This window comes from Ruegeria sp. BF6 (assembly GCF_056538665.1).
Genome location: NZ_JBQFTN010000003.1, coordinates 13159 through 38161 on the forward strand (window position 1 = coordinate 13159; position 25003 = coordinate 38161).

General features: G+C 58.8%; 22 protein-coding genes and 1 tRNA gene. 6 read left to right on the forward strand and 17 right to left on the reverse strand.

The features are described from left to right. Positions 1 to 78 precede the first annotated feature (78 nt). Positions 79 to 1620, reverse strand: a complete 1542-nt coding sequence (locus ACR0IM_RS10430) for an adenylate/guanylate cyclase domain-containing protein (RefSeq protein ID WP_480681831.1) — start codon at positions 1618 to 1620, stop codon at positions 79 to 81. A gap of 182 nt (positions 1621 to 1802) precedes the next feature. Then, positions 1803 to 2999, reverse strand: coding sequence for a BCCT family transporter (locus ACR0IM_RS10435; RefSeq protein WP_480682112.1), 1197 nt, complete (start codon positions 2997 to 2999; stop codon positions 1803 to 1805). A gap of 191 nt (positions 3000 to 3190) precedes the next feature. Here ACR0IM_RS10435 and ACR0IM_RS10440 point away from each other — a divergent pair, with 191 nt between their 5' ends. Beyond that, the gene (locus ACR0IM_RS10440) at positions 3191 to 4078 is read left to right on the forward strand and encodes a DMT family transporter (protein WP_480681832.1); all 888 of its coding nucleotides are present in this window, start codon (positions 3191 to 3193) and stop codon (positions 4076 to 4078) included. On the opposite strand, the gene ACR0IM_RS10445 is transcribed toward ACR0IM_RS10440, so the two are convergent. Next, positions 4054 to 4575 carry a glutathione peroxidase gene (locus ACR0IM_RS10445; RefSeq protein WP_480641470.1) on the reverse strand — a complete coding sequence of 174 codons (522 nt, stop codon included), beginning with the start codon at positions 4573 to 4575 and terminating at the stop codon, positions 4054 to 4056. The genes ACR0IM_RS10440 and ACR0IM_RS10445 overlap by 25 nt on opposite strands. Before the next feature lie 142 nt (positions 4576 to 4717). Here ACR0IM_RS10445 and msrB point away from each other — a divergent pair, with 142 nt between their 5' ends. Together msrB and msrA are read left to right on the forward strand one after the other, a co-directional pair. Further along, positions 4718 to 5167 (forward strand): peptide-methionine (R)-S-oxide reductase MsrB, encoded by a 450-nt coding sequence (gene msrB, locus ACR0IM_RS10450; RefSeq protein WP_480681833.1) that lies wholly within the window; start codon positions 4718 to 4720, stop codon positions 5165 to 5167. After that, positions 5164 to 5673: a peptide-methionine (S)-S-oxide reductase MsrA gene (gene msrA / locus ACR0IM_RS10455; protein ID WP_480592126.1), complete on the forward strand. Its 510-nt coding sequence runs from the start codon at positions 5164 to 5166 to the stop codon at positions 5671 to 5673. The genes msrB and msrA overlap by 4 nt, the downstream gene beginning before the upstream one ends. A 19-nt stretch (positions 5674 to 5692) precedes the next feature. Here the strand turns inward: msrA and ACR0IM_RS10460 are convergent, their stop codons facing one another. The 8 genes from ACR0IM_RS10460 to ACR0IM_RS10495 form a co-directional block, all read right to left on the reverse strand. Then, positions 5693 to 7696, reverse strand: a complete 2004-nt coding sequence (locus ACR0IM_RS10460; RefSeq protein WP_480681835.1) for a hydantoinase/oxoprolinase family protein — start codon at positions 7694 to 7696, stop codon at positions 5693 to 5695. Between the two features lie 72 nt (positions 7697 to 7768). Further along, positions 7769 to 8806 (reverse strand): tRNA epoxyqueuosine(34) reductase QueG, encoded by a 1038-nt coding sequence (gene queG, locus ACR0IM_RS10465; protein WP_480592122.1) that lies wholly within the window; start codon positions 8804 to 8806, stop codon positions 7769 to 7771. A gap of 76 nt (positions 8807 to 8882) precedes the next feature. Beyond that, on the reverse strand, positions 8883 to 9548 hold the full coding sequence (fzlA, locus tag ACR0IM_RS10470) for an FtsZ-binding protein FzlA (protein ID WP_480592121.1): 666 nt from the start codon (positions 9546 to 9548) through the stop codon (positions 8883 to 8885). Between the two features lie 60 nt (positions 9549 to 9608). After that, on the reverse strand, positions 9609 to 10343 hold the full coding sequence (gene mtgA / locus ACR0IM_RS10475) for a monofunctional biosynthetic peptidoglycan transglycosylase (RefSeq protein ID WP_480592119.1): 735 nt from the start codon (positions 10341 to 10343) through the stop codon (positions 9609 to 9611). Between the two features lie 39 nt (positions 10344 to 10382). Beyond that, positions 10383 to 11297 carry a Hint domain-containing protein gene (locus tag ACR0IM_RS10480; RefSeq protein ID WP_480681836.1) on the reverse strand — a complete coding sequence of 305 codons (915 nt, stop codon included), beginning with the start codon at positions 11295 to 11297 and terminating at the stop codon, positions 10383 to 10385. A 186-nt stretch (positions 11298 to 11483) separates the two neighbouring features. After that, a complete protein-coding gene (gene gltB, locus ACR0IM_RS10485) occupies positions 11484 to 16016 on the reverse strand; it encodes a glutamate synthase large subunit (protein ID WP_480681837.1) in 4533 nt (1510 codons plus the stop codon). Next, positions 16013 to 16447 carry a GFA family protein gene (locus tag ACR0IM_RS10490; protein WP_480641465.1) on the reverse strand — a complete coding sequence of 145 codons (435 nt, stop codon included), beginning with the start codon at positions 16445 to 16447 and terminating at the stop codon, positions 16013 to 16015. Before ACR0IM_RS10490 ends, gltB begins: the two co-directional genes overlap by 4 nt. Positions 16448 to 16475: 28 nt before the next feature. Then, positions 16476 to 17909, reverse strand: coding sequence for an NAD(P)-dependent oxidoreductase (locus ACR0IM_RS10495; protein WP_480681838.1), 1434 nt, complete (start codon positions 17907 to 17909; stop codon positions 16476 to 16478). 230 nt (positions 17910 to 18139) lie between these two features. Between ACR0IM_RS10495 and ACR0IM_RS10500 the strand changes: the two genes are divergently transcribed. Beyond that, the gene (locus tag ACR0IM_RS10500) at positions 18140 to 18943 is read left to right on the forward strand and encodes an undecaprenyl-diphosphate phosphatase (protein WP_480681839.1); all 804 of its coding nucleotides are present in this window, start codon (positions 18140 to 18142) and stop codon (positions 18941 to 18943) included. Here ACR0IM_RS10500 and ACR0IM_RS10505 read toward each other — a convergent pair whose 3' ends face one another. After that, a complete protein-coding gene (locus ACR0IM_RS10505) occupies positions 18944 to 19927 on the reverse strand; it encodes a complex I NDUFA9 subunit family protein (RefSeq protein WP_480681840.1) in 984 nt (327 codons plus the stop codon). 200 nt (positions 19928 to 20127) lie between these two features. Between ACR0IM_RS10505 and ACR0IM_RS10510 the strand changes: the two genes are divergently transcribed. Both ACR0IM_RS10510 and ACR0IM_RS10515 read left to right on the forward strand, forming a co-directional pair. Beyond that, positions 20128 to 20214, forward strand: a tRNA-Leu gene (locus tag ACR0IM_RS10510). A gap of 446 nt (positions 20215 to 20660) precedes the next feature. Then, on the forward strand, positions 20661 to 20849 hold the full coding sequence (locus tag ACR0IM_RS10515; protein WP_480641461.1) for a hypothetical protein: 189 nt from the start codon (positions 20661 to 20663) through the stop codon (positions 20847 to 20849). Between the two features lie 52 nt (positions 20850 to 20901). On the opposite strand, the gene ACR0IM_RS10520 is transcribed toward ACR0IM_RS10515, so the two are convergent. The 5 genes from ACR0IM_RS10520 to ACR0IM_RS10540 are packed head-to-tail and all read right to left on the reverse strand — an operon-like array spanning position 20902 to position 24979. Continuing rightward, positions 20902 to 21597, reverse strand: coding sequence for an RraA family protein (locus ACR0IM_RS10520; RefSeq protein WP_480641460.1), 696 nt, complete (start codon positions 21595 to 21597; stop codon positions 20902 to 20904). Further along, on the reverse strand, positions 21594 to 22289 hold the full coding sequence (locus ACR0IM_RS10525; RefSeq protein ID WP_480592100.1) for an alpha/beta fold hydrolase: 696 nt from the start codon (positions 22287 to 22289) through the stop codon (positions 21594 to 21596). Before ACR0IM_RS10525 ends, ACR0IM_RS10520 begins: the two co-directional genes overlap by 4 nt. Then, positions 22286 to 23410: a cobalamin-independent methionine synthase II family protein gene (locus ACR0IM_RS10530; protein WP_480641458.1), complete on the reverse strand. Its 1125-nt coding sequence runs from the start codon at positions 23408 to 23410 to the stop codon at positions 22286 to 22288. Before ACR0IM_RS10530 ends, ACR0IM_RS10525 begins: the two co-directional genes overlap by 4 nt. A gap of 10 nt (positions 23411 to 23420) precedes the next feature. Further along, on the reverse strand, positions 23421 to 24023 hold the full coding sequence (locus tag ACR0IM_RS10535; protein ID WP_480592096.1) for a class I SAM-dependent methyltransferase: 603 nt from the start codon (positions 24021 to 24023) through the stop codon (positions 23421 to 23423). Beyond that, entirely contained in the window at positions 24020 to 24979 is a 960-nt protein-coding gene (locus ACR0IM_RS10540) for a cupin domain-containing protein (protein WP_480592095.1), read from the reverse strand. Before ACR0IM_RS10540 ends, ACR0IM_RS10535 begins: the two co-directional genes overlap by 4 nt. Positions 24980 to 25003: the final 24 nt, after the last annotated feature.

Consider the following 25003-nt stretch of genomic DNA (forward strand, 5'->3'; position numbering starts at 1 on the left):
TCCTTTTTCTTTTGGCCCCCTCAAAACGAGTCTTTTGCGTTTGTCTGCAAAGTGCCCGAAACAGTTGTTGTGTAACGGTCAGACTTTGGCCTTGGAGCCGGTAAGGAACCAAGTGTTCACAGCACCCATTCCCTTTATCTCGATCACGCCTCGAGGTTCAAATTCGTAGCCCGCCTCTAACTCCTCCTTTGCGGCACCTGTCACTTGAATTTTCCCCGGTTCACCGTGGCTCTCCATCCGGCTGGCGGTGTTTACCGTTTCTCCCCAAACATCGTAGAATAACTTTTGGTTTCCAATTACACCGGCGACAGCAGGACCCAGGTGAAGTCCGATCCGTACTTGGAGCCCATCCGGGAATTCAGGTGACATTTCAGCGACCAATCTTTGCATGTCCAGAGCCATTTCGGCGACACGATGCACTGGGTCGCCCACCGGCGACGGAATACCTGCCGCTACCATGTAGGCGTCACCAATCGTCTTGATCTTTTCCAAACCGTGCTTTTCGGCCAACTCATCAAATACGCGGAAGATCTTGTTCAGAAACCCTACTACATCTTCCGGCGGCAGTTTCGATGCCTGGGGTGTGAAATCGACGATGTCCGCAAAAAGCACTGCGACATTGGGCAAGTTGTCTGCGATGGTCCGGTCTGGCTCGACCTTTAGTCTTGCCGCAATGTCTTCTGGCAGCAGGTTGTAAAGCAACTTCTCCGACCGGGCGTATTCCGCTTCCAATTCGGCTCGCTGGGTCTCTACCTTTTCATATAGATAACCAAGACGCTTACTTGTGGCATTCACGTTGTCCGCCAATGTACCAAGCTCGTCACGATTCGGTACTTTAACGCGCGCCCCGAAATCCCCTTTGGCGACAACGCTAAGTGTTTGACCAATTCGGCGCATTGGCCAGATCAGAGAAGAAGAGATCGCGTAACCCAGAAAAAGGGCGGTCCCCGTTGCAATTGTTGCCGCCATTACGACCATTTCACGCGTCGACTGAAAAACTTCAGCGTTCCTGATTGCGCGGTCGCGCATTTCAGCTTCAGCAGTCTGCACGAGGGTATATGCGTCGTCTTGCATTGAACGAATGCGGCGAAAGATCTGGTTCAATCCCAATTCAGCGGCATTCTTCGTGTTTCCGTCTCTTCGAAATCGGAGGATGGCGACTGCCTTGGTTTTGATGTCACTCAATTCTACGCGGATTTCATTTATTGCTCGAGCCTCTTCGCTGCCCGATTGCACGAATCGACGTATCCCTTGCGCAATGTGATGTTGCAGATTCTCGATCTGACCGATGAAGTTGCCGGTTGAAAATGCAAAAATTTCGTCCGAATCGTCTCCGGGCGTTTGATCAATGACCAGGGACAAGTTCATCAGGTTCAACTCGCTCAAAGCCAAATGGATTTCGTTGAAATATGCAATTCTCTCCTGATCGTGAATCATAGCATCGACACGTCCGTTCGATTGCTGCAACGCCGCCATTGCAAAAAGCGCCAAGCCTAGAAGCAACAAGGTGATCCCCAAAAAAGCGACCAGCAGTTTAACGTGAACAGATAACGCCGCTTTTGCCACGCTCCGTGCGATCAGATTGGGTTGCTGAGAGTCTTTTTCGCCTTGCTCCCACATAGATTGTGCCCGACTCGATTGGTGGCGATACATTGAACAGAATACCTATTGCCGCAGGACAAGTCACTTTTGGCCTCAGTTCTTCTGCGGCAATGTCCGCATCGCGGGCAAAGACGCGGCCAGAAGCTGTGCAAAAAAAACGGGCGCCGAGGCGCCCGTTCTTGTTTCATTGCCAAGGTTTATCAGTGAACCGTCTCGACCTTGTGGAAGTCCAGATCGCGGTCTTCCGGCATCGAGTCGATGCTCATCACCTCTTTGCGCTTGGCAATCAGGATGTAGACCACACAGGCCAAGTACAGGCCGACGACCACGGCGCCGATCCACTGAATCTGCAGCCACTGGCTCTGGAACAGCAGGGTCAGGATGAACAGCAGCGCAACATTGCCGCCGACATAGACCAGTTTGCCCAGACGCTCGACCGTCAGGTTCAGGTTGTCGGTGTACAGACGGATCAGCGAATCAAGCGAGTTGATCACGAAGGTCACGCCGACAATCACCATCGCGATGTTGGTGAGGCCTGCGGTGTTGATGCCGTTCAGGTGGTAGTAGTAGAGAACGGAGAACCAGATGCCCAGCGGGATCGACGGGAAGATCAGCAGTGCCGCCAGCAACTGCCACGTGGTCAGGCCGCCGACAAAACGCGAGGTGAACTGGCCGATCATGATTGACCAAGCAAACCACCAGAACAGGTAGAAGGCGTGATAATCGGTCAGCGGCAGAACGAACTTGTGGATGTTCGCAAAATAGGCGCCGATATTGCTGCCGCTTTCCACGAACCCTGTCATGCCCATGCCCGCAGCCATCCACATGCCGAGGATCAGCGCCAGAAACAGGAAGGTCGAACCCACCGACAGGATGCGCACGTATTTCAGGTCTGTCGACGAATAGGCCGCAGCCAGAATGACGACGAACACGATGATATAGAAGGTACCGACCACGGATTCTCCGTCGCCGACCTCGGGCAGGTAGCCGGGCAGGTAGATCAGGAACAGGCTGGCGGTGAAAGCGCAAGTGCCGATGATGACCACGTTGTTGATCAGCTTGACCAACGGGATCTCAAAGAACTTCACGCGGGGCTCGATAACGCAGAAATAAAATGCTGTCAGGAAGTAGAACGCCCAGATCAGAAAGCCCCAGAAGCCGAACTCGATTGCCAGCGGATTGGCGAAGGCATAAGCGGGATCTTCGGCATAACCACCGAACTCGGTCAATGGGAACATGATCAGTCCCACATCCAGACCGGATGTGAACAGGATCGCAATGAAAGTGAACAGATGGACGGGGGTCACGCCGACACAGCGCAGGTTCCACCACTTCACTACAAAGAAAGCGACCAGGCCCAAGGCCAGCAGGACGCCAAACGACAGAATGTATTCCAAAAGCACCAAAACGCCTCCCATGATATTTCGGATGCAGATGCTGTTAACTTTTATTGGCCAGTCAATCAATAAAAACGACCGAACAACCTATAACACGCGCCAAATGTGCCTTTTTTGACGCAAGAAACGCCGCTTCTTGCGGCGGTTGCGAAATTGATGAACAGTGCGCGAAAGTTCTAAGGGGGACCGGAATGGATCTTCGCGCCATTGCCATGGGGCTGACATTTGCGTTCATCTGGTCCTCGGCCTTTACCTCGGCCCGGATTATCGTTGCAGATGCGTCTCCGTTGTTTTCACTGGCGTTGCGGTTCCTGATTTCAGGGGTAATCGGTGTCGCCATCGCGCGTGCGATGGGTCAAAGCTGGAACCTGACCCGACCCCAGTGGCGAGCGACCATCTTGTTCGGAATTTGCCAGAATGCCCTGTATTTGGGTCTTAATTTCTATGCGATGCAGACGGTTGAGGCCTCGCTCGCCGCCATCATCGCTTCGACCATGCCGCTTCTGGTGGCACTGGCGGGGTGGGTGTTTCTGGGGGAAAAACTACGACCGATCGCGGTACTGGGCTTGTTTGCAGGTTTTGCTGGCGTGGCCCTGATCATGAGCACACGGATCGGCGGCGGCGTTGATATGTTCGGCGTCGCATTATGCTGTGTCGGAGCTTTGGCTTTGACCTTTGCCACCTTGACCATTCGTGGCGCCACTTCGGGCGGCAACTTCATGATGGTGGTCGGGCTGCAGATGATGGTAGGCTCTGCCGTATTGTTTGTCTCAGCACCGGTGTTTGAAACAATCTACATCCATCCAACCGTGCCACTGGCGCTGGCCTTCACCTACACGACCCTGTTCCCCGGCCTGTTGGCGACGCTGATCTGGGTGTTGCTGCTGGACCGGATCGGCGCCACCCGCGCGGCAACCTTCCATTTCCTCAACCCGGTCTTCGGTGTCACCATCGCCGCCATCCTATTGGGTGAAAAACTGGGCCCGCTGGATGCGGTGGGGGTCGGGATCACGACACTCGGGATTCTGGCGGTTCAGTTGGCACGGCAACCTGCTCAGGGCAGCAAGGCCTCGACCTGACGCAGCAACTTTGGCGCGTCCGGTTTTGTGTTCGCGCCGTAGGTGGCCACCACCTCGCCATTAGGGTCCAGCAGGATCTTGTTGAAATTCCACCGGGGCTCGAACCCGGTCTGCGCTGCCACCGCCTTGTAGAAGGGATGCGCATTCGCACCTTTCACCGGGGTGATGTCGGTCATCGGCAGGGTCAGGCCATAGTTCATCTCACAGAACTCCTTCACCTCATCGGCCGAGGCCAGTTCCTGATTAAACGAATCCGATGGCACCGCCAGAACCACAAGGCCCTGATCCGAATAGGTCTCAAATACCTTTTGCAGAGCCGCATATTGACCGGTGAACCCGCAATGCGAGGCGGTGTTCACCACCAGAACCGGCTGGCCCCTCCAGTCCTCGATCGACAAGGTTCCCCCATCGATCGATGCGAACTCCCCTGCCAACGGAGCCGCTTGCACCGCGCGGCCGAGCAGGATCAAAACCGTCAAAAGAAAAATTCTGAGCATGATTTGGACTCCCTTTACTTGCACTACGTTTCAAAACCGGTTGCAGATCACCCGCACGAACGCGCGAGGCCACTGAAATAGGACTTTGATTTCCGCGCCCCTGCCCCCAGATTATGCCACAAGAAATACGACCGGAGGAGCCATGACCCGTTATACCAAAGACCCCGAGGCCGTCGCCGCCCTGTCCCCCGAAGAATTCCACGTCACGCAGCGCAGCGGGACCGAGCATCCGGGCACCGGCAAATACCTGAGCAACAAGGAGCCAGGCATTTATGTGGACATCGTCTCGGGCGAGCCGTTGTTCGCCTCGACCCACAAGTACGAGTCCGGCTGCGGCTGGCCCAGTTTCACAAAACCGATCATCCATGAACATGTGGAGGAATTTCACGACACCACTCATGGTATGATCCGCACCGAAGTCCGCTCGAAACACGGTGACAGCCATTTGGGGCATGTGTTCCCGGACGGCCCGCGTGAACATGGCGGGCTGCGTTATTGCATCAACTCTGCCGCGCTACGGTTCATCCATCGGGACGAGATGGAGGCCGAAGGCTATGGCGAATACCTGATCCACGTGGAGGACATCCAATGACCGATGAACGCGCCGTACTTGCCGGGGGCTGTTTTTGGGGTATGCAGGACCTGATCCGCAAACTGCCGGGCGTGTCCAGCACCCGCGTCGGCTATACCGGCGGTGACGTGCCCAACGCCACCTATCGCAACCACGGCACCCATGCCGAGGGGATCGAGATCGTTTTCGACCCTGCCAAGATCACCTATCGCGAGTTGCTGGAGTTCTTCTTCCAGATTCACGATCCCACCACGCTGAACCGTCAGGGCAATGACCGCGGCATGAGCTACCGCTCGGCCATCTATTATGTGGACGATGCCCAGAAACAGGTGGCCCTGGACACAATCGCGGACGTCAACGCCAGCGGCATCTGGCCCGGCAAAGTGGTGACCGAGGTCGAACCCGTGAGCGATTTCTGGGAGGCCGAGCCAGAACATCAGGATTACCTCGAGCGTATCCCGAACGGCTATACCTGCCACTTCCCGCGCCCCGATTGGGTGCTACCCAAACGCGACGCAGCTGAATAAAGGGATAGCCCTTTGGGGGCTATCCTGTCGCCACTCGCGGGCGGCCGCTGGCCTCAACAGTGATCATGGCTTCGACGAACACGTCCTGCGCCTCGATCCGGGCGGTGCGGATATCCCGGTCAACCACGATCCGGATATCCTCGGCGCCCGCCTGACGCACGGCTCCCTCTGCCTCGGTCCGCAACACAGATTCCAGTAATTCCAACGCCGCTTCGGATTCGTTGAAATCCTGCGGCCCGTCTTCAAGATGCACCCTGAACCGGCCCTCGGACGGAGACGTGACCGTGCCCGTCCTGCGCAGGGTCAGGCGGCCCACCACGGCACCGATGGCATTGGCAACGCCCGCATGCTCCGGCAGGATCATGCGACAGCGCAGACGCTCACCAACCGCCGGGTAATAGCTGGACGCCGACGCCCCAAGCCCCACAACATCCACGTTCAACGCCGTATCCAGCGCCAAAAGGCCGCGATGGCTGGAAAGACCCTTTTGCGTCAGAACATGGCGTGCCAACTCGGCCGATGGCACGCCAAACGGCTCGGACTCATCTGCAAAAGCAGTCTCTAATAAGGTCAATGTGGTTTGTTCAGTCAACTGATCCACGATGACCTGCGCCAGCTCCTCCGGCGTCTTGGCCAACCTGTCACCAGTTCCAATTCGCTTGCGCGCGACCAGTTCCAGCGCCTTAAGAGCGGCGTCCGCATCCCACGTGCCCAACCGGCCCAGAACATGGCTGGCATCTGATGGTGTCACACCCGAGACCTGTACGATCCCGCGATCAACCAACCGCGCCAAAGCCCCGTTCTCCATCCGGGTCCGCAGCAATTCGCTGAGCGGTAGAACTTTGGCACCCAGCCTTTCCAGCAGGTCCTCTTCCCGCGCACCCAAGCCTTCGGCATGAATACCGGGAACGCGACGAGCGAAACGCGTGTCATGCTCGCCCACCGTTGTCGCTCGCAATTGCGCGTCCAAAGCGGCATGAACGGCATCGGGCGCTTCGGATGCAATCAGCGAGACCGGCAGCACACGGCGCGGACCCAGAAACACGCCACCGCCCAAGCCTTCGGTCATCACATGCACCTGGCTGTCACCACCCAGACCATGAGTGCGCATCGCGACCGCCTCGACCATGGTGCGAAACCCGCCAACCTGCGCCCCCGCCGGGTCAATCGCAGGTTTGCCGTCCCGGATCAGCGCCACATCCGTGGTCGTCCCGCCGATATCCGACACAAGGGCGTTCTCTGTTCCCGTCAACCAGCTTGCCCCGACAATCGACGCCGCCGGGCCACTGAGGATGGTTTCAATCGGTCGCTCGCGTGCCTGCTCGGCGCTCATCAGGGCACCGTCCCCGCGCACCACCATCATTGGCGCGGTAATGCCCATCTCCAACAGCCGGTCCTGAGCACGCCCGATTAACCGGTCGATCATCCCGATCAGCCGGGCATTCAGCACCGCAGTCACTGCCCGTTTCGGACCGTTCAACTTGGCCGACAAGTGATGCGAGCAAGTGACCGGAGCACCGGTCCGCTCGGTAATGATCCGCGCGGCTTCCAACTCATGCGCGGGGTTCCGTGTTGCGAACTGCGCCGCGACAGCAAAGCCCGAAATGCCTTTATGAGAGTCTATAAAGGCCTCAAGCGCCGCCACGTCCAACGGCACGGCCTCTCCTCCGGCATGGGTATGACCGCCCCCAACAACCAGGGCCGGATCACCTTTCAGGGCGTCCCGCAGCCCGTGCTTGTCCAGATCACCGTCCTTGAACCCGATATAGACCAGCGCCACGCGCCCGCCCTGTCCTTCGACCAGCGCGTTCGTTGCCAGGGTGGTCGACAACGACGCCATCGAAATCTGCTCGGGCGCCACCTGCGCGGTGTCCAGAACCGCCTGAATCGCCTTGCCCACACCAATCGCCAGGTCAGCCCGAGTGGTCAGAGATTTGGCCGAGGCTATCACCTCACGCTCATCCCTGATCAACACCGCATCGGTATAGGTTCCGCCCGTATCCACCCCCAAAGCCAACGCCATCGGGATCTCCTTTCTGTTCGCTGCAGATGGGTGTAGCGGTTTGGACCGACACGTCCAGCCTGTTTGCGGCACTTATGATAATCGTTGCACCGCCCAGCGCGCCGCATCGGCCACGGTTGGGTCCGGATCATCTGTCAGATCCTGTGCAACGGACCGCAAGTCATCCATGCCCGAGTTGCCGATGGCATACAGCACATTGCGTACAAACCGATCCCGCCCAATGCGTTTGACCGGCGATCCGGAAAACTTCGCGCGAAAAGAGGTATCATCCAGCGTCGCCAAATCCGCGAGGGAAGGCGCTTTCAGATCATCTCGGGCGGCGTAGCGCATATCGCTCGCGGCAACGGCAAACTTGTTCCACGGACAAGCCGCCAGACAATCGTCGCAGCCGTATATCCGGTTACCAAGCTTGGCTCGCAAGCCCTCGTCCACCGGTCCTTTGTGCTCGATGGTCAGGTATGAAATACAGCGCGTTGCATCCAACTGGTACGGCGCCGGAAACGCATCCGTCGGACAGGCGTCCAGACAGGCCCGACACGATCCGCAATGATCCACCTCGGCCATATCTGATGGCAGGTCCAAAGTGGTGAAAACAGACCCTATAAAGGCCCAATTGCCCCAATCTCGACTGACCAGGTTGGTGTGCTTACCCTGCCATCCCAATCCTGCGGCATGCCCCAAAGCCTTTTCCGGCACCGGAGCCGTATCGACAAAGACCTTCACTTCTCCGCCGCCCTCGGCAATTAACCAGCGCGCCAGGCGCTTTAGCCGTTTCTTGACCAGGTCATGGTAATCCTTGTTCTGGGCATAAACCGAAATCGCAGCCCTGTCCGGGTGATCCAGCACCTCAGTGGGATCATGGTCGGGCGTATAGCTCTCGGCCAGCATGATCACCGACCGTGCCTCGGGCCACAATGCCGCCGGATCGCCACGCCAGTGGGTCCGCTCCGCCATCCACCCCATCTGCCCATGATACCCGGCCTGCAAAAACGCCTCCAACCGGGCGGGAACCTCGGGCACGTCCCAAGGCCGACACACGCGACAGGACACAAAGCCTTCGCTCAGCGCCTGTTCTGTCAATCTTTCCTTTAAACCCGTTCCGCTCTTCATCTGGCCAACAAAATCCTCGGCGGTGAATTGGCCCAAAAGGCCAAGATGGGGGAAGCAGCAGCCCTGAATTACTCTATCAGAAATCCAGATCAGCGTAATGGACTGGCGGCCTGAACCCCGGCACCTGATCAGCCAGAATCGACCGGAACGCTGGCCGCGACTTTATCTTGGCATACCAGTCTTTGACCGCCTGAGACCGGTTCCAATCCACGTCCGAGATGTAATCCAGCGCCGACAGATGGGCCGCAGCGGCAAAATCGGCCAGAGTCATCTGATCCCCCGCCAGCCAGCGACGGTGATCCAGCAGCCAGGCCATGTAATCCAGGTGATATTTGATCGCACGGGCGCCTTCTTTGACGTTCTTGCTGTCGGGATATCCCTCGCCGGTCACTTTCTTATTCACCCGCTCATACAGCAGTTTCGAAGTGACCTCGTGATGGAACTTGTCATCGAACCATCCCACCAGACGCCGGACTTCGTAGCGCGCTTCGGGTGTTTTCGGCATCAATGCAGGTTCGGGGCGCGTTTCCTCGATATATTCGCAAATGGCAGCGCTTTCCGACATCACCTGCCCGTCCAGTCGCAACACCGGCACTTTCCCGGCGGGGTTGCGGCGCAGGAAATCCGGGTCTTTCTCCCAGTATTTCTCCTCGACCAGCTCAACCTCGATCTTCTTCTCCGCCAGGGACAAGCGGACCTTACGGCAATAAGGGGACAGGGGAACGTGAAACAGACGCGCCATGGGCTTCCTAATCGAACCAGTGAATACCCCATCAGCTTTAGCCTTGAGGGGCGATGGTTTTCAATCCTCGAAACAATCCGCGCGACCATCTGCGCGGATGGTGGCCGCCCCGTCCAGGATTGACGCAGCCCGCCGACGCGTCCGAACTGAGGGGTCAGTGACCGACCGATTACGGGGTGAGGGCAGAATCGCCGCGATCCGCGCGGCCTGTACCGGGCTTAGCCGAGAGGCGGGCACGCTGAAATTGCGCTGGGCCGCGGCCTCGACTCCGAACACGCCCTGCCCGGTTTCGGCCACGTTCAGATAGACCTCGAGAATGCGCTGCTTGCTCCAGAAAACCTCGACAACCGGCGTAATCGAGGTTTCCAACGCCTTACGCACCCAGCTGCGGCCCTGCCACAGGAAGACATTCTTCACCACCTGCTGTGTGATGGTCGATGCACCGCGCGTACCACCATTTTCCAGCGCATCGCGGATCGCTTCGACGTCAAAGCCCCAGTGCAGGCAGAAATTGGCATCCTCGGCCGCCACGACCGAGCGAGCCATGACAGGCGAGATTTCCTCGATCGGCACCCAATCGCGCTCGACCTTGCCCAGCCGGCGCCATTCGGACCATATCGTATGGGTCACCGGCGGGTTCAACACCGAGTAAAGCGCCACCAGCCCAACCACAAAGACAACCACCCCCAACACAGCCCGAGTCACCCAACGGCGAATCCGCAATGTGATTGGTTTTCTTGCCTGTGACGCCTTGCTTTTCTTACTGCTCGACTTGCGCGCTGCTTTTTTTGCCATGATGTTGCTATACGACGCGGCGAACTGGTTTGAAACGGTTTAAATCACCAGCGCGCGCGCCTCGCGCGGGCGGACGACGGGACGCGCGGTTTCCGGCATCACCGGATCTCGGCTGCGCAATTCCGGGAACAGGCGCAGCACTTCGGCCTGTGTGTCACGATCCGCCTGACTCACCGCATGTCCGGGATAATAGCTTTCGCTTTTTGCCCCGTTGGCAATGACGATCTCATGCCGGGCAAACAGAAGGTGGATATATTCGACCTCATCGCTTTCGATACGGGTCACCGTGTCGTCGTTGACCAGACTATGCGCTGCGATCAGAACCTCGGAATGACCGAAGAGGTAAGGCGCACGCCAATCGGCCACCAGCATCCGGTGCTGCGGCGACACTGTCAGAGGGCGATCAAGCCCCAAAACGCCGGCCTCAAACCGGATCGGTGCCAGTTTGCCCCGCGCCTCGACACGGGTGCTGCCCAACCACAGCAAAGGCTGCGCGCCGTGATCGGCAGTGGTGACCATATCTCCCGGCTGCAAATCTTCGACCCGGCGCGGGCCGTCCGGTGTTTCGATCATGGTGCCAGGTGTGAAACAGGGCGGACCCAGATCATCAACGTCCAGTGGGCCCTGCGAGGTAACGAAGGTTGAGGATACAAAAGTACCACTTTGCAATACCTTGCCATCAGTTGGCGTAAAAACCCGCGTTCCATCTGCAAGATAAAACGTCGTACCGATATAGGTTACGTTCCCCTGACCGGGCACATTGATCGTCACCGTATCTCCAGGCCACGACCGGGTGACATCCACACCATTGACGGTATCGTTGTTGAACCGGTCGATATCGCCGTCGTCATTCTGGTCCACCAGATCGTATTTCTGCACCGTCAGCGTCGTTCCCGCTGCGGGCGGGTTCGCCGGGTCCATGTCAAAGAACTGGTCTGTATAGGTCGTTGGCATGTGCCTGCTCCTGCCTATTCGTCACCTTGGACAGCAGTGTCACTGCAAATCCCGAAGAAACTATGGCCATAGCTAGGCGCGAACAGCGCAAAAATGCAATAAATGCGGGTTAATTACCCCAAATCGGAAGAAACCCGCGTGTTCCAGGTGACACGCGGGTTTTTTCTTCAGGGCATTGCCAGTCGCTTACTCAGCCGGAACCGCCTCTGCCTCGTTGGTCAGAGGATGGCTGAGCTTGTTCAGCATCTCTTTCGGGCAAACCTGCAAGAAGTTGGCTTTTTCCACATCCCAATGCTGCAGAATGTCTGCGGCCTTACGGCTGAAGGTCTCGGCCTGATGGGTCTCAATCATCGTTTTCAGCTGCTCTTCCCAATGGTCGACGGTCACCGGGCAGGTCACCAGGGTTTCCATGTTCATCAGCTTTTCGGCCCTACCTTCCGGATCGTACAGATAGGCCATACCGCCTGTCATACCTGCACCGAAATTGGCCCCGATATCACCCAGGATCACTGCAACACCGCCGGTCATGTATTCACACCCGTTCGAGCCACAGCCCTCGATCACCACCTTGGCGCCCGAGTTGCGCACCGCAAACCGCTCGCCGGCACGACCGGCAGCGAACAGATACCCATCGGTAGCCCCGTACAGGACGGTGTTGCCGATGATGGTGTTGTCATCCGCCTTCAGCGGGCTGACCTGCGGCGGGCGCACGACGATCATGCCGCCCGACAGGCCCTTGCCGACATAGTCGTTGGCGTCACCGGATACTTCCAGTTTCAGACCGGGCGCCGCAAACGCCCCAAGCGACTGACCGGCCGAGCCCTGCAGTTTCACATGCAGGTGGTCGGACTGGAACGTGTTCCGCATGCCGAAATTCTGCACAATATGGCTGGAGACGCGGGTACCCACAGTCCGGTGTGTGTTTTGCACCGCGTAAGACAGCTGCATCTTCTCACCGTCTTTCAGGAACCGGGCCGCATCGCGCACGATCTCGGCATCCAGCGTATCCGGCACTGCGTTGCGGTCCTTGTCGCGGTCGTACACGATGTCATGTGCACCATCGACGGTGATCAGCAGCGGATTCAGATCCAGATCGTCCAGATGCGCCGAACCACGGCTGACCTGCGCCAGCAGATCGGCCCGGCCAATGATCTCATCAACCGATCGCGCACCAAGGCTGGCCAGCAGTTCGCGCACTTCCTGTGCGTAGAAGGTGATCAGATTCACCACCTTGTCCGCGTTGCCGGTGAATTTAGCGCGCAGGTCTTCATCCTGCGTACAGACGCCAACCGGGCAGGTGTTCGACTGGCACTGGCGCACCATGATGCAGCCCATCGCGATCAAAGCGGCAGTGCCGATACCGTATTCCTCGGCCCCCATCATCGCAGCCATAACAATGTCACGACCGGTCCGCAGGCCACCGTCGGTCCGCAGGGTGACACGGTCGCGCAGGTTGTTCATCGCCAGAACCTGATGCGCCTCGGTCAGGCCCATCTCCCACGGCAGACCTGCATATTTGATCGAGGTCGCGGGCGACGCACCCGTACCGCCATTGTGACCCGAAATCAGGATAACATCCGCTTTCGCCTTGGCCACACCGGCTGCAATCGTGCCAACGCCCGAGGAGGCCACCAGCTTGACCGTCACCTTACAGCGCGGATTGATCTGTTTCAGGTCATAGATCAGCTGCGCAAGATCTTCGATCGAATAGATGTCGTGGTGCGGCGGCGGCGAGATCAGGGTCACACCCTTGGTCGAGTGGCGCAGACGCGCAATCAGGTCGGTGACCTTCATACCCGGCAGCTGACCACCCTCACCCGGTTTCGCACCCTGGGCGACTTTGATCTCAAGCTCTTCACACTGGTTCAGGTATTCGGCAGTCACACCGAATCTACCGCTCGCCACCTGTTTGATCTTGGCCGAGGGGTTGTCGCCGTTGGGTTCCGGCACGAAGTGTGCGGGATCTTCGCCACCCTCACCGGAATCCGACTTGGCCCCAATCCGGTTCATCGCCACGTTCAGCGTCTTGTGCGCTTCGGGCGACAGCGCGCCCAGCGACATGCCCGGCGTGACAAAACGCTTGCGGATCGAGGTGATCGATTCAACCTCTTCAATCGGCACCGGCTTGCCCAGCGGTTTGAAATCCATCAGATCGCGCAGGTGGATCGGCGGGTTCGATTGCATCTTGGCCGAATACTGCTTCCACAGCTCATATGAGGCTCTATTACAGGCCATTTGCATCATATGCATCGAGGTCGCTTCCCACGCGTGGGTCTCACCCGACTTGCGCGCTTTGTAGAATCCACCGATGGGCAGCACATCCAAACCGCTGTCCCAACCTTTGGCGTGGATTTCCTCGACCTTGGTCTGGATACCGGTCACGCCGATACCGGAAATCCGGCTGGTCATACCCGGGAAATACTCGGCCACCATGGCACGGCTGAGGCCTACGGCCTCAAAGTTCAGACCGCCACGGTAGGACGAGATTACCGAGATGCCCATCTTGGCCATGATTTTCAGCAAGCCCTGATCGATGGCCTCGCGGAAGCGGGCGACGTTCTCGGTCAGGGTGCCGTCCAGCAGACCACGGTCGATGCGGTCAGCCAGCGAATCCTCGGCCAGATAGGCGTTGACCACGGTCGCACCACAACCGATCAGCACGGCAAAGTAATGCGGATCGACACATTCTGCCGAACGGACATTCAACGAGCAGAAGGTGCGCAGCCCCTGACGGGTCAGATGCGAATGCACGGCACTGGTCGCCAGGATCATCGGCATCGCCACACGACCCTCGCCCGAGTTCATGTCGGACAGAACCAGATGCCCGGCACCGGACCGCACGGCCTCTTCTGCTTCGGCTCTGACACGGGCCAAGGCGGCGCTCAGCGCGCCACGGCCGGGTTCAAAGCTGCAGTCGATCTCGGCCAACGGCGAATTGAAGTTCTCGACCAGCTTGTCCCATTGCGCGTTGCCGACAAAGGGACTCTCCAGAACAATGATCTCGGTCTGGCTGCTGTCTTCGTCCAGCACATTCTTGAGGTTGCCGAACCGCGTTTTCAACGACATCACGCGATATTCACGCAAAGAGTCGATCGGCGGGTTGGTCACTTGGCTGAAGTTCTGGCGGAAGAAATGGCTCAGCGGGCGGTATTGCTTGGACAGAACCGCCGACGGGGTGTCGTCGCCCATCGAAGCGATGGATTCCTTGCCGTCTTCGGCCATTGGCGCGAGGATCTGCTCCAGTTCCTCAATCGAATAACCCGCCGCGATCTGCCGCTTGCGCAGCTCTTCACCCGAGAAAATTGGCGCTTCTGCCAATTCGGCCAGCGTGTCATCCAGATCGTTGATCTTGCCGACCCAGTCACCAAAGGGCAGCGCCCGCGCCAGCTTGTCCTTGATCTGCTTGTCGCGGAACAGCTTGCCCTTTCTCATATCAACGGCCAGCATCTGCCCCGGCCCCAGCGCGCCCTTTTCGGTCACGGACGCCTCGTCAATCGGCACCATACCCGCCTCGGAACCCGCGATGACGAGCCCATCGCCGGTCACCACATAGCGCATTGGGCGCAGACCGTTCCGGTCCAGGCCGGCACAGACCCAACGGCCATCGGTCATCGCCAACGCGGCGGGGCCGTCCCACGGTTCCATCACCGAATTGCAGTAGGAGTACATGTCACGCCATGCCTGTGGCAACTCGACCGCCTGCTTGGACCAGCTTTCCGGCACCAACATGGTTTTCGCCATCGGAGCGGAACGGCCCGCACGCACCAGAACCTCGAAGACCGAGTCCAATGCGGCCGAATCTGACGATCCACCGGCAATGATCGGCTTGATGTCTTCGGCATAGTCGCCAAAGGTGCCGCTGGCCATGCGGATCTCGTGGCTCTTCATCCAGTTGATATTGCCCTTCAGCGTGTTGATCTCGCCGTTATGGGCCAACATGCGGAACGGCTGCGCCAACCACCATTGCGGGAAGGTGTTGGTCGAATAGCGCTGGTGATAGATGGCGAAGGCTGATTCAAAGCGTTCGTCCATCAGGTCGGGGTAGAACACGGCGACCTGCTCGGCCAGCATCATGCCTTTGTAAATGATCGAACGGCAGGACAGCGACGCCAGATACAATCCAGAGATACCAGCAGCAGTGGCGGCCTTTTCGATGCGGCGACGGATGACGTACAGTTCACGCTCGAACGTCTCTTCGTCGACGCCCTTGGAGTTCGAGATCAGAATCTGCTCGATTTCGGGGCGGGTCGCATTGGCCTTGTCGCCCAGACAGGTCACATCGACCGGCACATGGCGCCAGCCATAGATGTAATAGCCCATCCGCAGGACTTCGGTTTCCACGATGGTCCGGCAGCTTTCCTGCGCGCCGAAATCGGTACGGGGCAGGAAGACCTGACCAACAGCGATCAGTTCACCCAGCTTCGGTTCGTGGCCGGTACGACGAATCTGATCATAGAAGAAGGGCACCGGGATCTGCACATGGATACCCGCGCCGTCGCCAGTTTTGCCATCAGCATCCACCGCTCCGCGATGCCAGATCGCCTTGAGCGCGTCGATCCCGGCATCCACAACCTTGCGCGACGGCTTACCGTCAATGGATACAACAAGGCCCACACCACAGGAGGAATGCTCTTCTTCCTCGGAATAGAGACCGTTTTCCGCCATGAATTTGCGCTTGGCCTCCTCGGCCCGCACCCAATCGGCATCATATTTGGTCATTGGCTGTCTCCTTCTTCCGGTTGGGCAAACATGGCTTCGACCTCGGCTTTGGTCATCTGCCGGCGTTCGCCTGCGAACGCGTACCCGTCGGGCTTTTTGTCGATAAAAAGTTCCAGTTTCAGCGGGTTTCCTGTGTCTTCGAACAGGCCCGCTGCCATTTGAGTGTGTCCGTGCATCTCGCCCGGCAGGGTGACCCGGTACCACAGCGCCGAGCCACACTCGGCACAAAAGGCACGCTCGGCCCAGTCGGACGAGGTAAAGGTTTTAACAGGGCCCAATGCGGCATAGCCGGGCTCGGTCTGAAACGTCACCAGCATCGAGCTGGTCCAGCGACGACATTGGTCGCAATGACATGCACCCAGCGAGTCTTCCGCCGGGGTGGCGGTCACGGTGACCGCGCCACACATACATTGGCCTTGCAATTCGGGCATTCGAACCCTCCTGTCGCTGGGCATTGGGTTACTCGGCTGCGACTGCAGCCTTGGTGTTGAACCGGTCGATGATCGCATCGGCGCAGTCGCGGCCGTCACGGATCGCCCAGACCACGAGCGAGGCACCACGTACGATGTCACCAATCGCATAGACACCGTCCATTTCGGTCTCGCCGGTCTGGAACGCGGCCTTTACGGTTCCCCAACGGGTCACCGGCAGATCGGGCTGGTCGAACAGGGTGGGCAGGTCTTCGGGCTCGAAACCCAGCGCCTTGATCACCAGATCGGCCTCTTCGACGTAATCGGCACCTTCGATCAGTTCGGGCGCTTGACGGCCCGAGGCATCGGGCTGACCCAAACGCATCCTCTGCACCATGACGCCCGAGACCTTTTCGTCACCGGTAAATCCCTTGGGTGCGCTGAGCCATTCGAAGATCACGCCTTCTTCCTCAGCGTTTTGCGTTTCCCGCTGCGAGCCCGGCATGTTCGCGCGGTCGCGGCGGTACAGGCACTTGACCGAAGTCGCCCCCTGACGGATCGAAGTGCGCACGCAGTCCATCGCGGTGTCGCCACCGCCGATGACAACAACCTTCTTTCCGTTAGCGTTCAGGCGACCATTGTCGAAGTCTTCAACTGCGTCGCCAAAACTCTTTCGGTTCGAGGCGGTCAGGAAGTCGATGGCCTTCTCGATGCCGGCAAGACCGCTGCCCGGCATGGACAGGTCACGCGACTTGTAGACGCCGGTCGCAATGATCACCGCGTCATGCTTGGCGTGGATTTCCGCAAACTTGGCGGCGTCCACGTCGCAGCTCAAAACGAACTCGACCCCGCCATCAGCCAACAGGTCATTGCGACGCTGGACGATGTCTTTTTCCAGTTTGAAGCCCGGAATGCCGTACATCAGAAGGCCACCTGCGCGGTCATAGCGATCGTAGACGGTGACCTGAACGCCGGCGCGGCGCAGCATGTCGGCTGCGGCCAGACCACCGGGGCCACCGCCGATGATGCCGACGCTCTCGCTGCGTTCGGCGCCCGGAGCGACCGGTTTCACCCAACCTTTATCCCAGGCCGTGTCGGTGATGTATTTCTCGATGGTGCCAATGGTAACGGTGCCGTGACCGGATTGTTCGATCACGCAATTGCCTTCACACAGACGGTCCTGCGGGCAGATACGGCCACAGATTTCGGGGAAAGTGTTGGTGGCCTGGCTGGTCTGGTAGGCCTCCTCCAGACGGCCGGTCGCGGTCAGGCGCAGCCAGTCGGGGATATTGTTGTGCAGCGGGCAGTGCGACTGACAATAGGGCACACCGCATTGGCTGCAGCGACTGGCCTGCTCTTCTGCCTTGGCCGACGCGAATTCAGCATAGATTTCGTCAAAGTCTTCTCTGCGTGCTTCGGCGGCACGCTTTTCAGGCATGACGCGGTCGATCTGCACAAATTTCAGCATCGGTTGCTTGGCCACGGGTCAGACTCCATGAATTGGCTTGGTCGAACTTCTTTAAGAGATACGGCGTCGAATGAAAAGTCAATTGTGCTGACCTAAATTGAAAAAACCCGAGCTGAAAATCCAATTCTTCGAAAAGTAATCGGTTTTTTAGTACCGAATCGGACCTATTTACACGCTTTCCTTTTCGGCACCACACTTATACCCATTGCGCGCAAAGAACACGTGACGGCAGCACGGCAGGTTAAATGAGTTTTTTTCAGTTGATTCTCGCGGCAGTTATTCAGGGTATCACCGAATTTTTGCCGATCTCCTCCTCGGGCCATCTGATCCTGTTGCCCAGCTTGACCGGTTTGGACGATCAGGGGCTGGCGATCGATGTTGCCGTGCATGTGGGTACTTTGGGCGCCGTGGTTCTGTATTTCTGGTCCGACGTGAAGCAAGCCATGGCTGGTCTGCCGCGCGCCCTGACCGGGCGTGTCGATACCCCGCAGGCCCGACTGGCACTGGGGCTGATCATCGCAACGATTCCCACCGTCATCGTTGGCGCCATCCTGTTCAAAACCGGGCTCAGTCAGTCCCTGCGTTCGATGGCCGTGATTGGCTGGACTATGCTGGGTTTCGGGCTGGTGCTGTATTGGATGGACCAGAAAGGTCCTCAGACCAAGCAGGCCGGAGATTGGGGCCTGCGGGACGCCTTTATCATGGGATTGTGGCAGGTTCTGGCGCTGATCCCCGGCACTTCGCGGTCAGGCATCACGATAACCGGCGCGCGACAGCTGGGTTACAGCCGCGAAGACGGCGCACGGATTGCGATGCTGATGTCAATCCCGACGATTCTGGCCTCGGGCGTGCTGCTATCGGCGGATGTGATCCAAGAGGCGGACGCGCAACTGGCGAAGGACGGCGCAATTGCCGCCTTTTTCGCCTTTGTCTCGGCCCTGCTGGCGCTGACCCTGATGATGCGCCTGCTGCGCAGCGTCAGCTTCACGCCCTATGTCGTCTATCGCGTGATCCTGGGTGCGATCCTGCTGGTGATCGCCTACAGTTGATCAGGTCCGCAGATTGCTGGCCGAGTTCTGGATGTCGTCATACTGACCGGCCGGGCGGAACTTCCACAGGTAATCCGGCAGTATCGATTCCAGCGTGGCCGGTTCGATTCCCAGATCGTCGAAGCCCTTGGCTGCCTCGGACACCACGTTGTCACGACGCAGGTTCTTCAGCTGGTCGCGGGTCAGGATGTGGTTCGGGAACAGCTGAAAGCTGACGAATTTCGCTATATCCAGCACGCCAGCCATGATCCTGGCGGCAAAGAACGGCACCCCGATGATGACGCGGCGGCGGTGGATCACCCCCAGCATCTGCTGCATTAGCGCGCGGAAGGATTTCACCTCGGGCCCGCCCAGATCGTAGGTACCAGCCACAGCCTGACCCAATACGCCCTGAACGGCAGCTTTGGCTACGTCATCCACATAAACTGGCTGGAACTTGGTTTCGGCCCCGACCAGAGGCAGGAACGGCCCCATCCGGGTCATTCCGGCAAAGCGGTTGAAGAACTGATCCTCTGTCCCGAAAATGATCGACGGACGCAGGATCACCGCGTTCGGCATATGCGCCAGTACGCCGGCCTCACCCTGCGCCTTGGTGCGGGAATACTCGCTATTGGAATCCGCGTCCGCCCCAATCGCCGAGATATGCACCATCCGTACAACGCCCTGTTCGGCGGCGATCCGCGCGATCCGCTCTGCCCCTTCGGCCTGAACGGCGTCAAATTCATTCTTGCCCAGCTCGTTCAGCACGCCGACGCAGTTCACCACCGCATCCGCGCCATGCATAACCGCGGCCACCGAGGCGTCATCGCGGATGTTGCACAGAATGGGTTCGACCTGGCCGACCACACCGTAGGGTTTGACGAACATCGCTTCGTTCGGGCGGCGCACCGCGACCCGCACGCGCCAACCTTCGTTCGCCATGCGACGTGCAATGTAACGACCGACAAATCCCGATCCACCATAAATCGTGACCAGTTTGGACATGCGAGGGCTCCTGCTGATGGGTCTTGATCCGATCTACCGCCCAAAGCCCCGGCAAACAAGGCGCAATAACGCCGCGCGTCCGGGAAAAAACCAACGGATTCCGGACGGTTTTAGGCAAGGGTCAAAAAACTTTCAAAAAATCTTTCCGAATCGTGTTGACGCTCCCGGCCAGTAGGCTTAAACGCCCCTCCACGACACCTGCCCAGGTGGCGGAATTGGTAGACGCGCTAGCTTCAGGTGCTAGTGTCCGTATGGACGTGGAGGTTCGAGTCCTCTCCTGGGCACCATATCCCCGACAACGTAAAAGACCAATTCGCACATGCGGATGCTAACCGTGTCTGCGGGAGTCGCCCCTGTTTTCACAGATCGAAATTTCACCGAGTCAGGCCATGGTTCCGGCCTCAGAACCCGGGCAAATCCTACTGGGCCGACGCTCCGCGCAGGCGGTTGGGATAGCAGCTTAAAAAGTGACGTAGCGTCGCGGCGCGTAAACCTCTCCTTCAACGTCTTTACGTAAAGGTAAGGTTTGAAATCATTTTTTGATTGAACGGTTAAAAAATGACGCAAATGGGTAAATTCTTCCCCCTTGTCCGAAAAAACACGGTGCGTAAATGCCCCCTGTCGCTGCGGATCGCCACTCACGGATCATCGATCCTTGAGCCCGAAACCAGCGGGTTCGGATCAGGTCCGCAGCGGCAAGTTTATAAGACCGGAATTTTGGAGGAAAGTGACAATGCAGATCAGATCATTTCTCAATCGCTTCAAAACGACTAAATCGGTGCAGGGCGCTGTTTCTGAGGACGTGCAACCCACAACGGCAACGGGCCGCAGGGTTCCACCGATCAAAAAATCCGAACTGACCGCGCTGTTCCAAACCGTTTTGGAAGAAAAACGCGACGATCTTCGGGCCGGGCGCAAGTAACCTGCGCCTGACCTTCCTGCTCCCCGGTATTATTGCGTAACCGGGAACCGTTTCAAATCCGCGACTTTTCGAACTTTTCCCAGGCCGATTGAAAAGCCTGAAAATCAAATCCCGGCTGGGTGGCAGCATCAAGGACGACGCGTTCCGTGGACAGCAGTTTCTGGATCGCGGCCTCAAGCTGATCGACAACACCCGCTGGCACCACAAGCGCACCATGCCTGTCGGCGTGGATCAGATCACCGGGGTTGACCGTCAGACCAAAGACAGACACCGGTGTATCGACCTCGCGCACATGGACAAAGCCATGGCTGGGCCCGATCGATCCGGCAACCACTGGGAAACCTTCGGGCAGATCGCCGAGGTCACGCATGACACCATTGGTCAGGGCGCCCGACATGCCAAAACCTTTGTGCACGGTGGTGTTGATCTCACCCCAATAGGCACCGATGCAGTTGGGGAAATCGACATCCTCGATCACCGCAACCGAGGGCGCAGGGCCTTCGGCCATGTACTTGTAATAGGCCATGCGGCGTTCCTTGATGACTTCCGGCGCCTCGGAGGGCGGCCGTACTGCGGCGATCTTTGCGGTGCGGGCATATCCCACGATCGCGGGCTCGGACGGGGCCGAACACAGCATTGTACCGCGGGTGAACGCATTGAACCCACGCTTGCCCTGCGCCACCTCGATGGCATTGCAGACGGTGGGCGTGTCGACCTTGCGCAACAGGGTCAGAAGGGACGGTGTCATTTGGCCTCCAGCCAGCGGATCAGGGCCGCTGTCGTGTCGTTGGGTTGTTCCAGAGTGGGCAGGTGCCCGGCCTGCTCGATGATTTCCAAGGTACTGTTGGGTAGCAGCTCATGCATGAGCTGGTGCCTCTCGACCGGACACAAGCCGTCTTCACGGCCGCACAGAACAACCGATTTGCCGGTGTAAGCTTTCAAGGTTTCAGATTGGTCGGGGCGATCCATCAAAGCGCGGGACTGACGCAGGAATACATCCGCGCCAAGATCCTCGGCCATCGCCATGCACAGGTCCAATATGGCACCCTGATTGGGCCCATCGGCCAGATAATTGGGCTTCATTTCATCCCGCATCACCTGCCGCAGCTTGCCCCCGCGCACAGCCTCCATCTGCGGTCCGCGCCGTTCCTTGACCTCGGGTTTTTCGGCCAGCGGGTTGGTGTCCAGCAGGGCCAGCTTTTCGACCCGATCGGGCGCCTGCCGGACAACCTCCATCGCGACGATGCCGCCCATCGACAGCCCCGCCAGTGCAAAGATCGGCGGCGCGTTGCCCAGGATATCGGCGGCCATCGCCTGTATGCTGTCCCGCGCCGCCAACGGGAAGGTCAGCAAGGGTCTGGACCCGGACAAAGCTGCGATCTGCGGCTGATACAACCGCGCATCGCACATCATACCGGGCAAAAGAACCAGCGGTGTCATATGTCGGCCAGCTTCGCGCCTTCGGACAGCGCGGACAGCTTGGCATAAGCGATATCGGGATCGACCGCACCAAAGCCCGCAAATGTGCCGAAACCGCAGTCACTGCCCGCGATCACCCGGTCCGCGCCGACGATATCGGTGAAACGCGTGATGCGCTGCGCGACCAGCTCGGGGTGTTCCACGAAATTCGTCGTGGTGTCGACAACGCCGGGGACCAGAACCTTGTCGTCCGGAATCTCGGACTTGCGGTCGCGGAACACGGTCCATTCATGCGCGTGGCGCGGGTTCGAGGTTTCGAACAGCACATAGCGGGACTTTGTGTTCATCAGCGTCGTAAACACCTTGTCCATGGCGATATCACAGCAATGTGGCCCTTCGTAATTGCCCCAGCAGATATGCACCCGAACGCGGTCCTGGGGAACGTTTTGCAGCGCGTGGTTCAGGGCCTCGACATGCATGTCGGCGATCTTGACGAATTCCACGTCGGACAGATCGGTGAACAGCATGTGGCGAGAGAGCGCAAGGTCGGGGCAATCCAGTTGCAAGTCCAATCCGGCGGCCACGATGGTTTCGTACTCGTCCTTCATCGCATCCGCCAGCGCGGCCAGATACGCCTCGCGCGTGGGGTAGAAATCGTTTTGCAGAAACAACGAAATCACACCCGGAGATGCGGCATTCATGAACCCCCGCTCAGCCTCGTGCTGCGCCATCGCGGCTTTGAGGTTGGCGATGTCCTTCTCCAGCTCGCCCTGCCCTTTGGAGCGCACCTCTCCGGTGCATTGCGGGCGGGCGTATTGGGGGGTGCCACCGTCATCGGCCAGCCGTTGCAGGAAACCGGGGAACATCTTCAGATCGGCCGGCGCATTGCGCGGGCTGTCGCCCGAAAACCCGGTGTAGCGATCTTTGACATAGGTTGCGTAGGAAATCTTTGAGGTCTCGCCATCACTGACGATATTCACCCCGGCCGCAACCTGTTTGCGCACAGTTTCGGACACGGCATTCGCCATGCTCGCATCGAAAGCAGCCTGATCGAAAGACTCTTCCCGTTCGCGGGCAAAAATGAAATCCACCACCTCTTGCGAGCGCGGCAGGGAGCCGACATGCGTTGTCTTTATGGTCATGGAACCTCCGTTAATTTTTGCGCGCCATCAGCACGGTATGGCTTTGGGTGTCCGGGTCTTTGGCCAGAAACCCAGTCAGGATCATGTCGTTTTCTTCAAGGCAGGTGGCATAGGCTGCGGGCGAAAGGGATGCGTGATACACCGGCTCTCCGCCGACAGTTCCCTGTTCCTCACCAGCGCTGGGACCGACCGTCAGCATCAGCATCCCGCCCGAACGCAGATGACGCCCCATGCGGGCGATGCAATCTTTCTGTTCGTCAGCCGTCAGGTGGAAAAAGCTGTTCCAGGAGATAATGCCATCAAATCTCTGATCCAGTTCGAAATCCCGCATGTCTGCCTGCAACCAATTGCCATCGGGCCAGCGGTCGCGGGCGATCTCAAGCATGGCTTCGGAAAAATCGACGCCGGTGACGGTGAACCCTTCGGCCTTGAACCAGCGGGCGATGGGTTCGCCTGTACCGCAGCCCAGATCCAGAACGTGATCGCCCGCTTTCAAACTGGCGGTGAAGCGCGCCAGCCAGCGCGCTTCGAACAGGGCCTTCGAGCGTTGCTCGTCATAGGCCCTAGCCTGCCGTTCGTAAACGGCGTGGGTATCGTCCGGATCGACGGTCATCCGACCCAGGTCGCACCGGCAGGATCGTCGGTGGCCGTGATACGATAAAGTCCCGCCTGCCCGGTCATGGACGGCGCGACGGTATAGGTTTCACCCGGCATGACAACCGCAGTATCGCCGTTGGACAAGGTGGTGGAATAGTCATCCACGGTGATGCGCCAATGGCCGCTGGCCGGCATCAGAACCACAGGCTTTTCGGCTTTGACCGGATCGTTGACGGCCGAGCCACGGGTCAGGAAATCAACCTCGAAGCCCGGTTTATCCTTGATGATACCGGTCTCACCGATCACCGTTGCAGGTTTGTCTGCCGCCAGCGCCATCAGGTCCCAATACCGCGCCACGTACTTGCCGATCACGGCATCGACGGGCACCTCTGGATAGGCTTTCAGCTCTTCCTCGGTCAGCAGAGGCATCGGACGCACGTTGTGCGGCAGTTCCTGACCCTTTTTGCTGTCATACAGCACGCCATTGTCACCCAGCATCAGACCATGCGCCTGCGCGTCTTCGATCACCTGCGGTGCCCATGTCACGCCGCCACCGGCATCGTCGCCGCCTAGCATCGACATGATCATGCCGTAGTCGTCGCCCACATTTTCGAACCCGCGGAAGATGCCAGTCGGGATGTTGAAAATATCGCCTTCCTCGGCGATGAACTCTCCGGCCGTGCCATAGCGGCCCCAGAAGAAACGCCAACGGCCTTTGGCGACAAAGAAGACCTCGGCCGTGGTGTGGCTATGCAGCGAGTTACGGCATTTCGGAGGCTGTCCCGCCGCGCCGATATTGAAACCGATCTTGTCGGTGATGTGAACGTGCTGATCCGGGGATTCCGATACGCCACCGCCGACGATGGTAAAGTTCTCTTTCTGATCGCTGCCCGGGGTGTGGGCGTCGATAAAGGCAGTTTTGCAGGGTTGCAGCTCGCCATAGCGGACGATGCGTTCCTGGATGGTGCTCATTTTGGTCTCCTAACGGGTTTGGTG

Coding starts and splice junctions, on each gene's coding strand:
- ACR0IM_RS10445 (WP_480641470.1), bottom strand. CDS start 4,575: ATGCTCAGAATTTTTCTTTTGACGGTTTTGATCCTGCTCGGCCGCGCG.
- ACR0IM_RS10515 (WP_480641461.1), top strand. CDS start 20,661: ATGCAGATCAGATCATTTCTCAATCGCTTCAAAACGACTAAATCGGTG.
- ACR0IM_RS10525 (WP_480592100.1), bottom strand. CDS start 22,289: ATGACACCGCTGGTTCTTTTGCCCGGTATGATGTGCGATGCGCGGTTG.
- ACR0IM_RS10430 (WP_480681831.1), bottom strand. CDS start 1,620: ATGTGGGAGCAAGGCGAAAAAGACTCTCAGCAACCCAATCTGATCGCA.
- ACR0IM_RS10490 (WP_480641465.1), bottom strand. CDS start 16,447: ATGCCCGAATTGCAAGGCCAATGTATGTGTGGCGCGGTCACCGTGACC.
- ACR0IM_RS10540 (WP_480592095.1), bottom strand. CDS start 24,979: ATGAGCACCATCCAGGAACGCATCGTCCGCTATGGCGAGCTGCAACCC.
- ACR0IM_RS10440 (WP_480681832.1), top strand. CDS start 3,191: ATGGATCTTCGCGCCATTGCCATGGGGCTGACATTTGCGTTCATCTGG.
- ACR0IM_RS10530 (WP_480641458.1), bottom strand. CDS start 23,410: ATGACCATAAAGACAACGCATGTCGGCTCCCTGCCGCGCTCGCAAGAG.
- ACR0IM_RS10535 (WP_480592096.1), bottom strand. CDS start 24,023: ATGACCGTCGATCCGGACGATACCCACGCCGTTTACGAACGGCAGGCT.
- gltB (WP_480681837.1), bottom strand. CDS start 16,016: ATGACCAAATATGATGCCGATTGGGTGCGGGCCGAGGAGGCCAAGCGC.
- ACR0IM_RS10505 (WP_480681840.1), bottom strand. CDS start 19,927: ATGTCCAAACTGGTCACGATTTATGGTGGATCGGGATTTGTCGGTCGT.
- msrA (WP_480592126.1), top strand. CDS start 5,164: ATGACCGATGAACGCGCCGTACTTGCCGGGGGCTGTTTTTGGGGTATG.
- fzlA (WP_480592121.1), bottom strand. CDS start 9,548: ATGGCGCGTCTGTTTCACGTTCCCCTGTCCCCTTATTGCCGTAAGGTC.
- ACR0IM_RS10500 (WP_480681839.1), top strand. CDS start 18,140: ATGAGTTTTTTTCAGTTGATTCTCGCGGCAGTTATTCAGGGTATCACC.
- ACR0IM_RS10520 (WP_480641460.1), bottom strand. CDS start 21,597: ATGACACCGTCCCTTCTGACCCTGTTGCGCAAGGTCGACACGCCCACC.
- ACR0IM_RS10460 (WP_480681835.1), bottom strand. CDS start 7,696: ATGGCGTTGGCTTTGGGGGTGGATACGGGCGGAACCTATACCGATGCG.
- ACR0IM_RS10480 (WP_480681836.1), bottom strand. CDS start 11,297: ATGCCAACGACCTATACAGACCAGTTCTTTGACATGGACCCGGCGAAC.
- mtgA (WP_480592119.1), bottom strand. CDS start 10,343: ATGGCAAAAAAAGCAGCGCGCAAGTCGAGCAGTAAGAAAAGCAAGGCG.
- msrB (WP_480681833.1), top strand. CDS start 4,718: ATGACCCGTTATACCAAAGACCCCGAGGCCGTCGCCGCCCTGTCCCCC.
- queG (WP_480592122.1), bottom strand. CDS start 8,806: ATGAAGAGCGGAACGGGTTTAAAGGAAAGATTGACAGAACAGGCGCTG.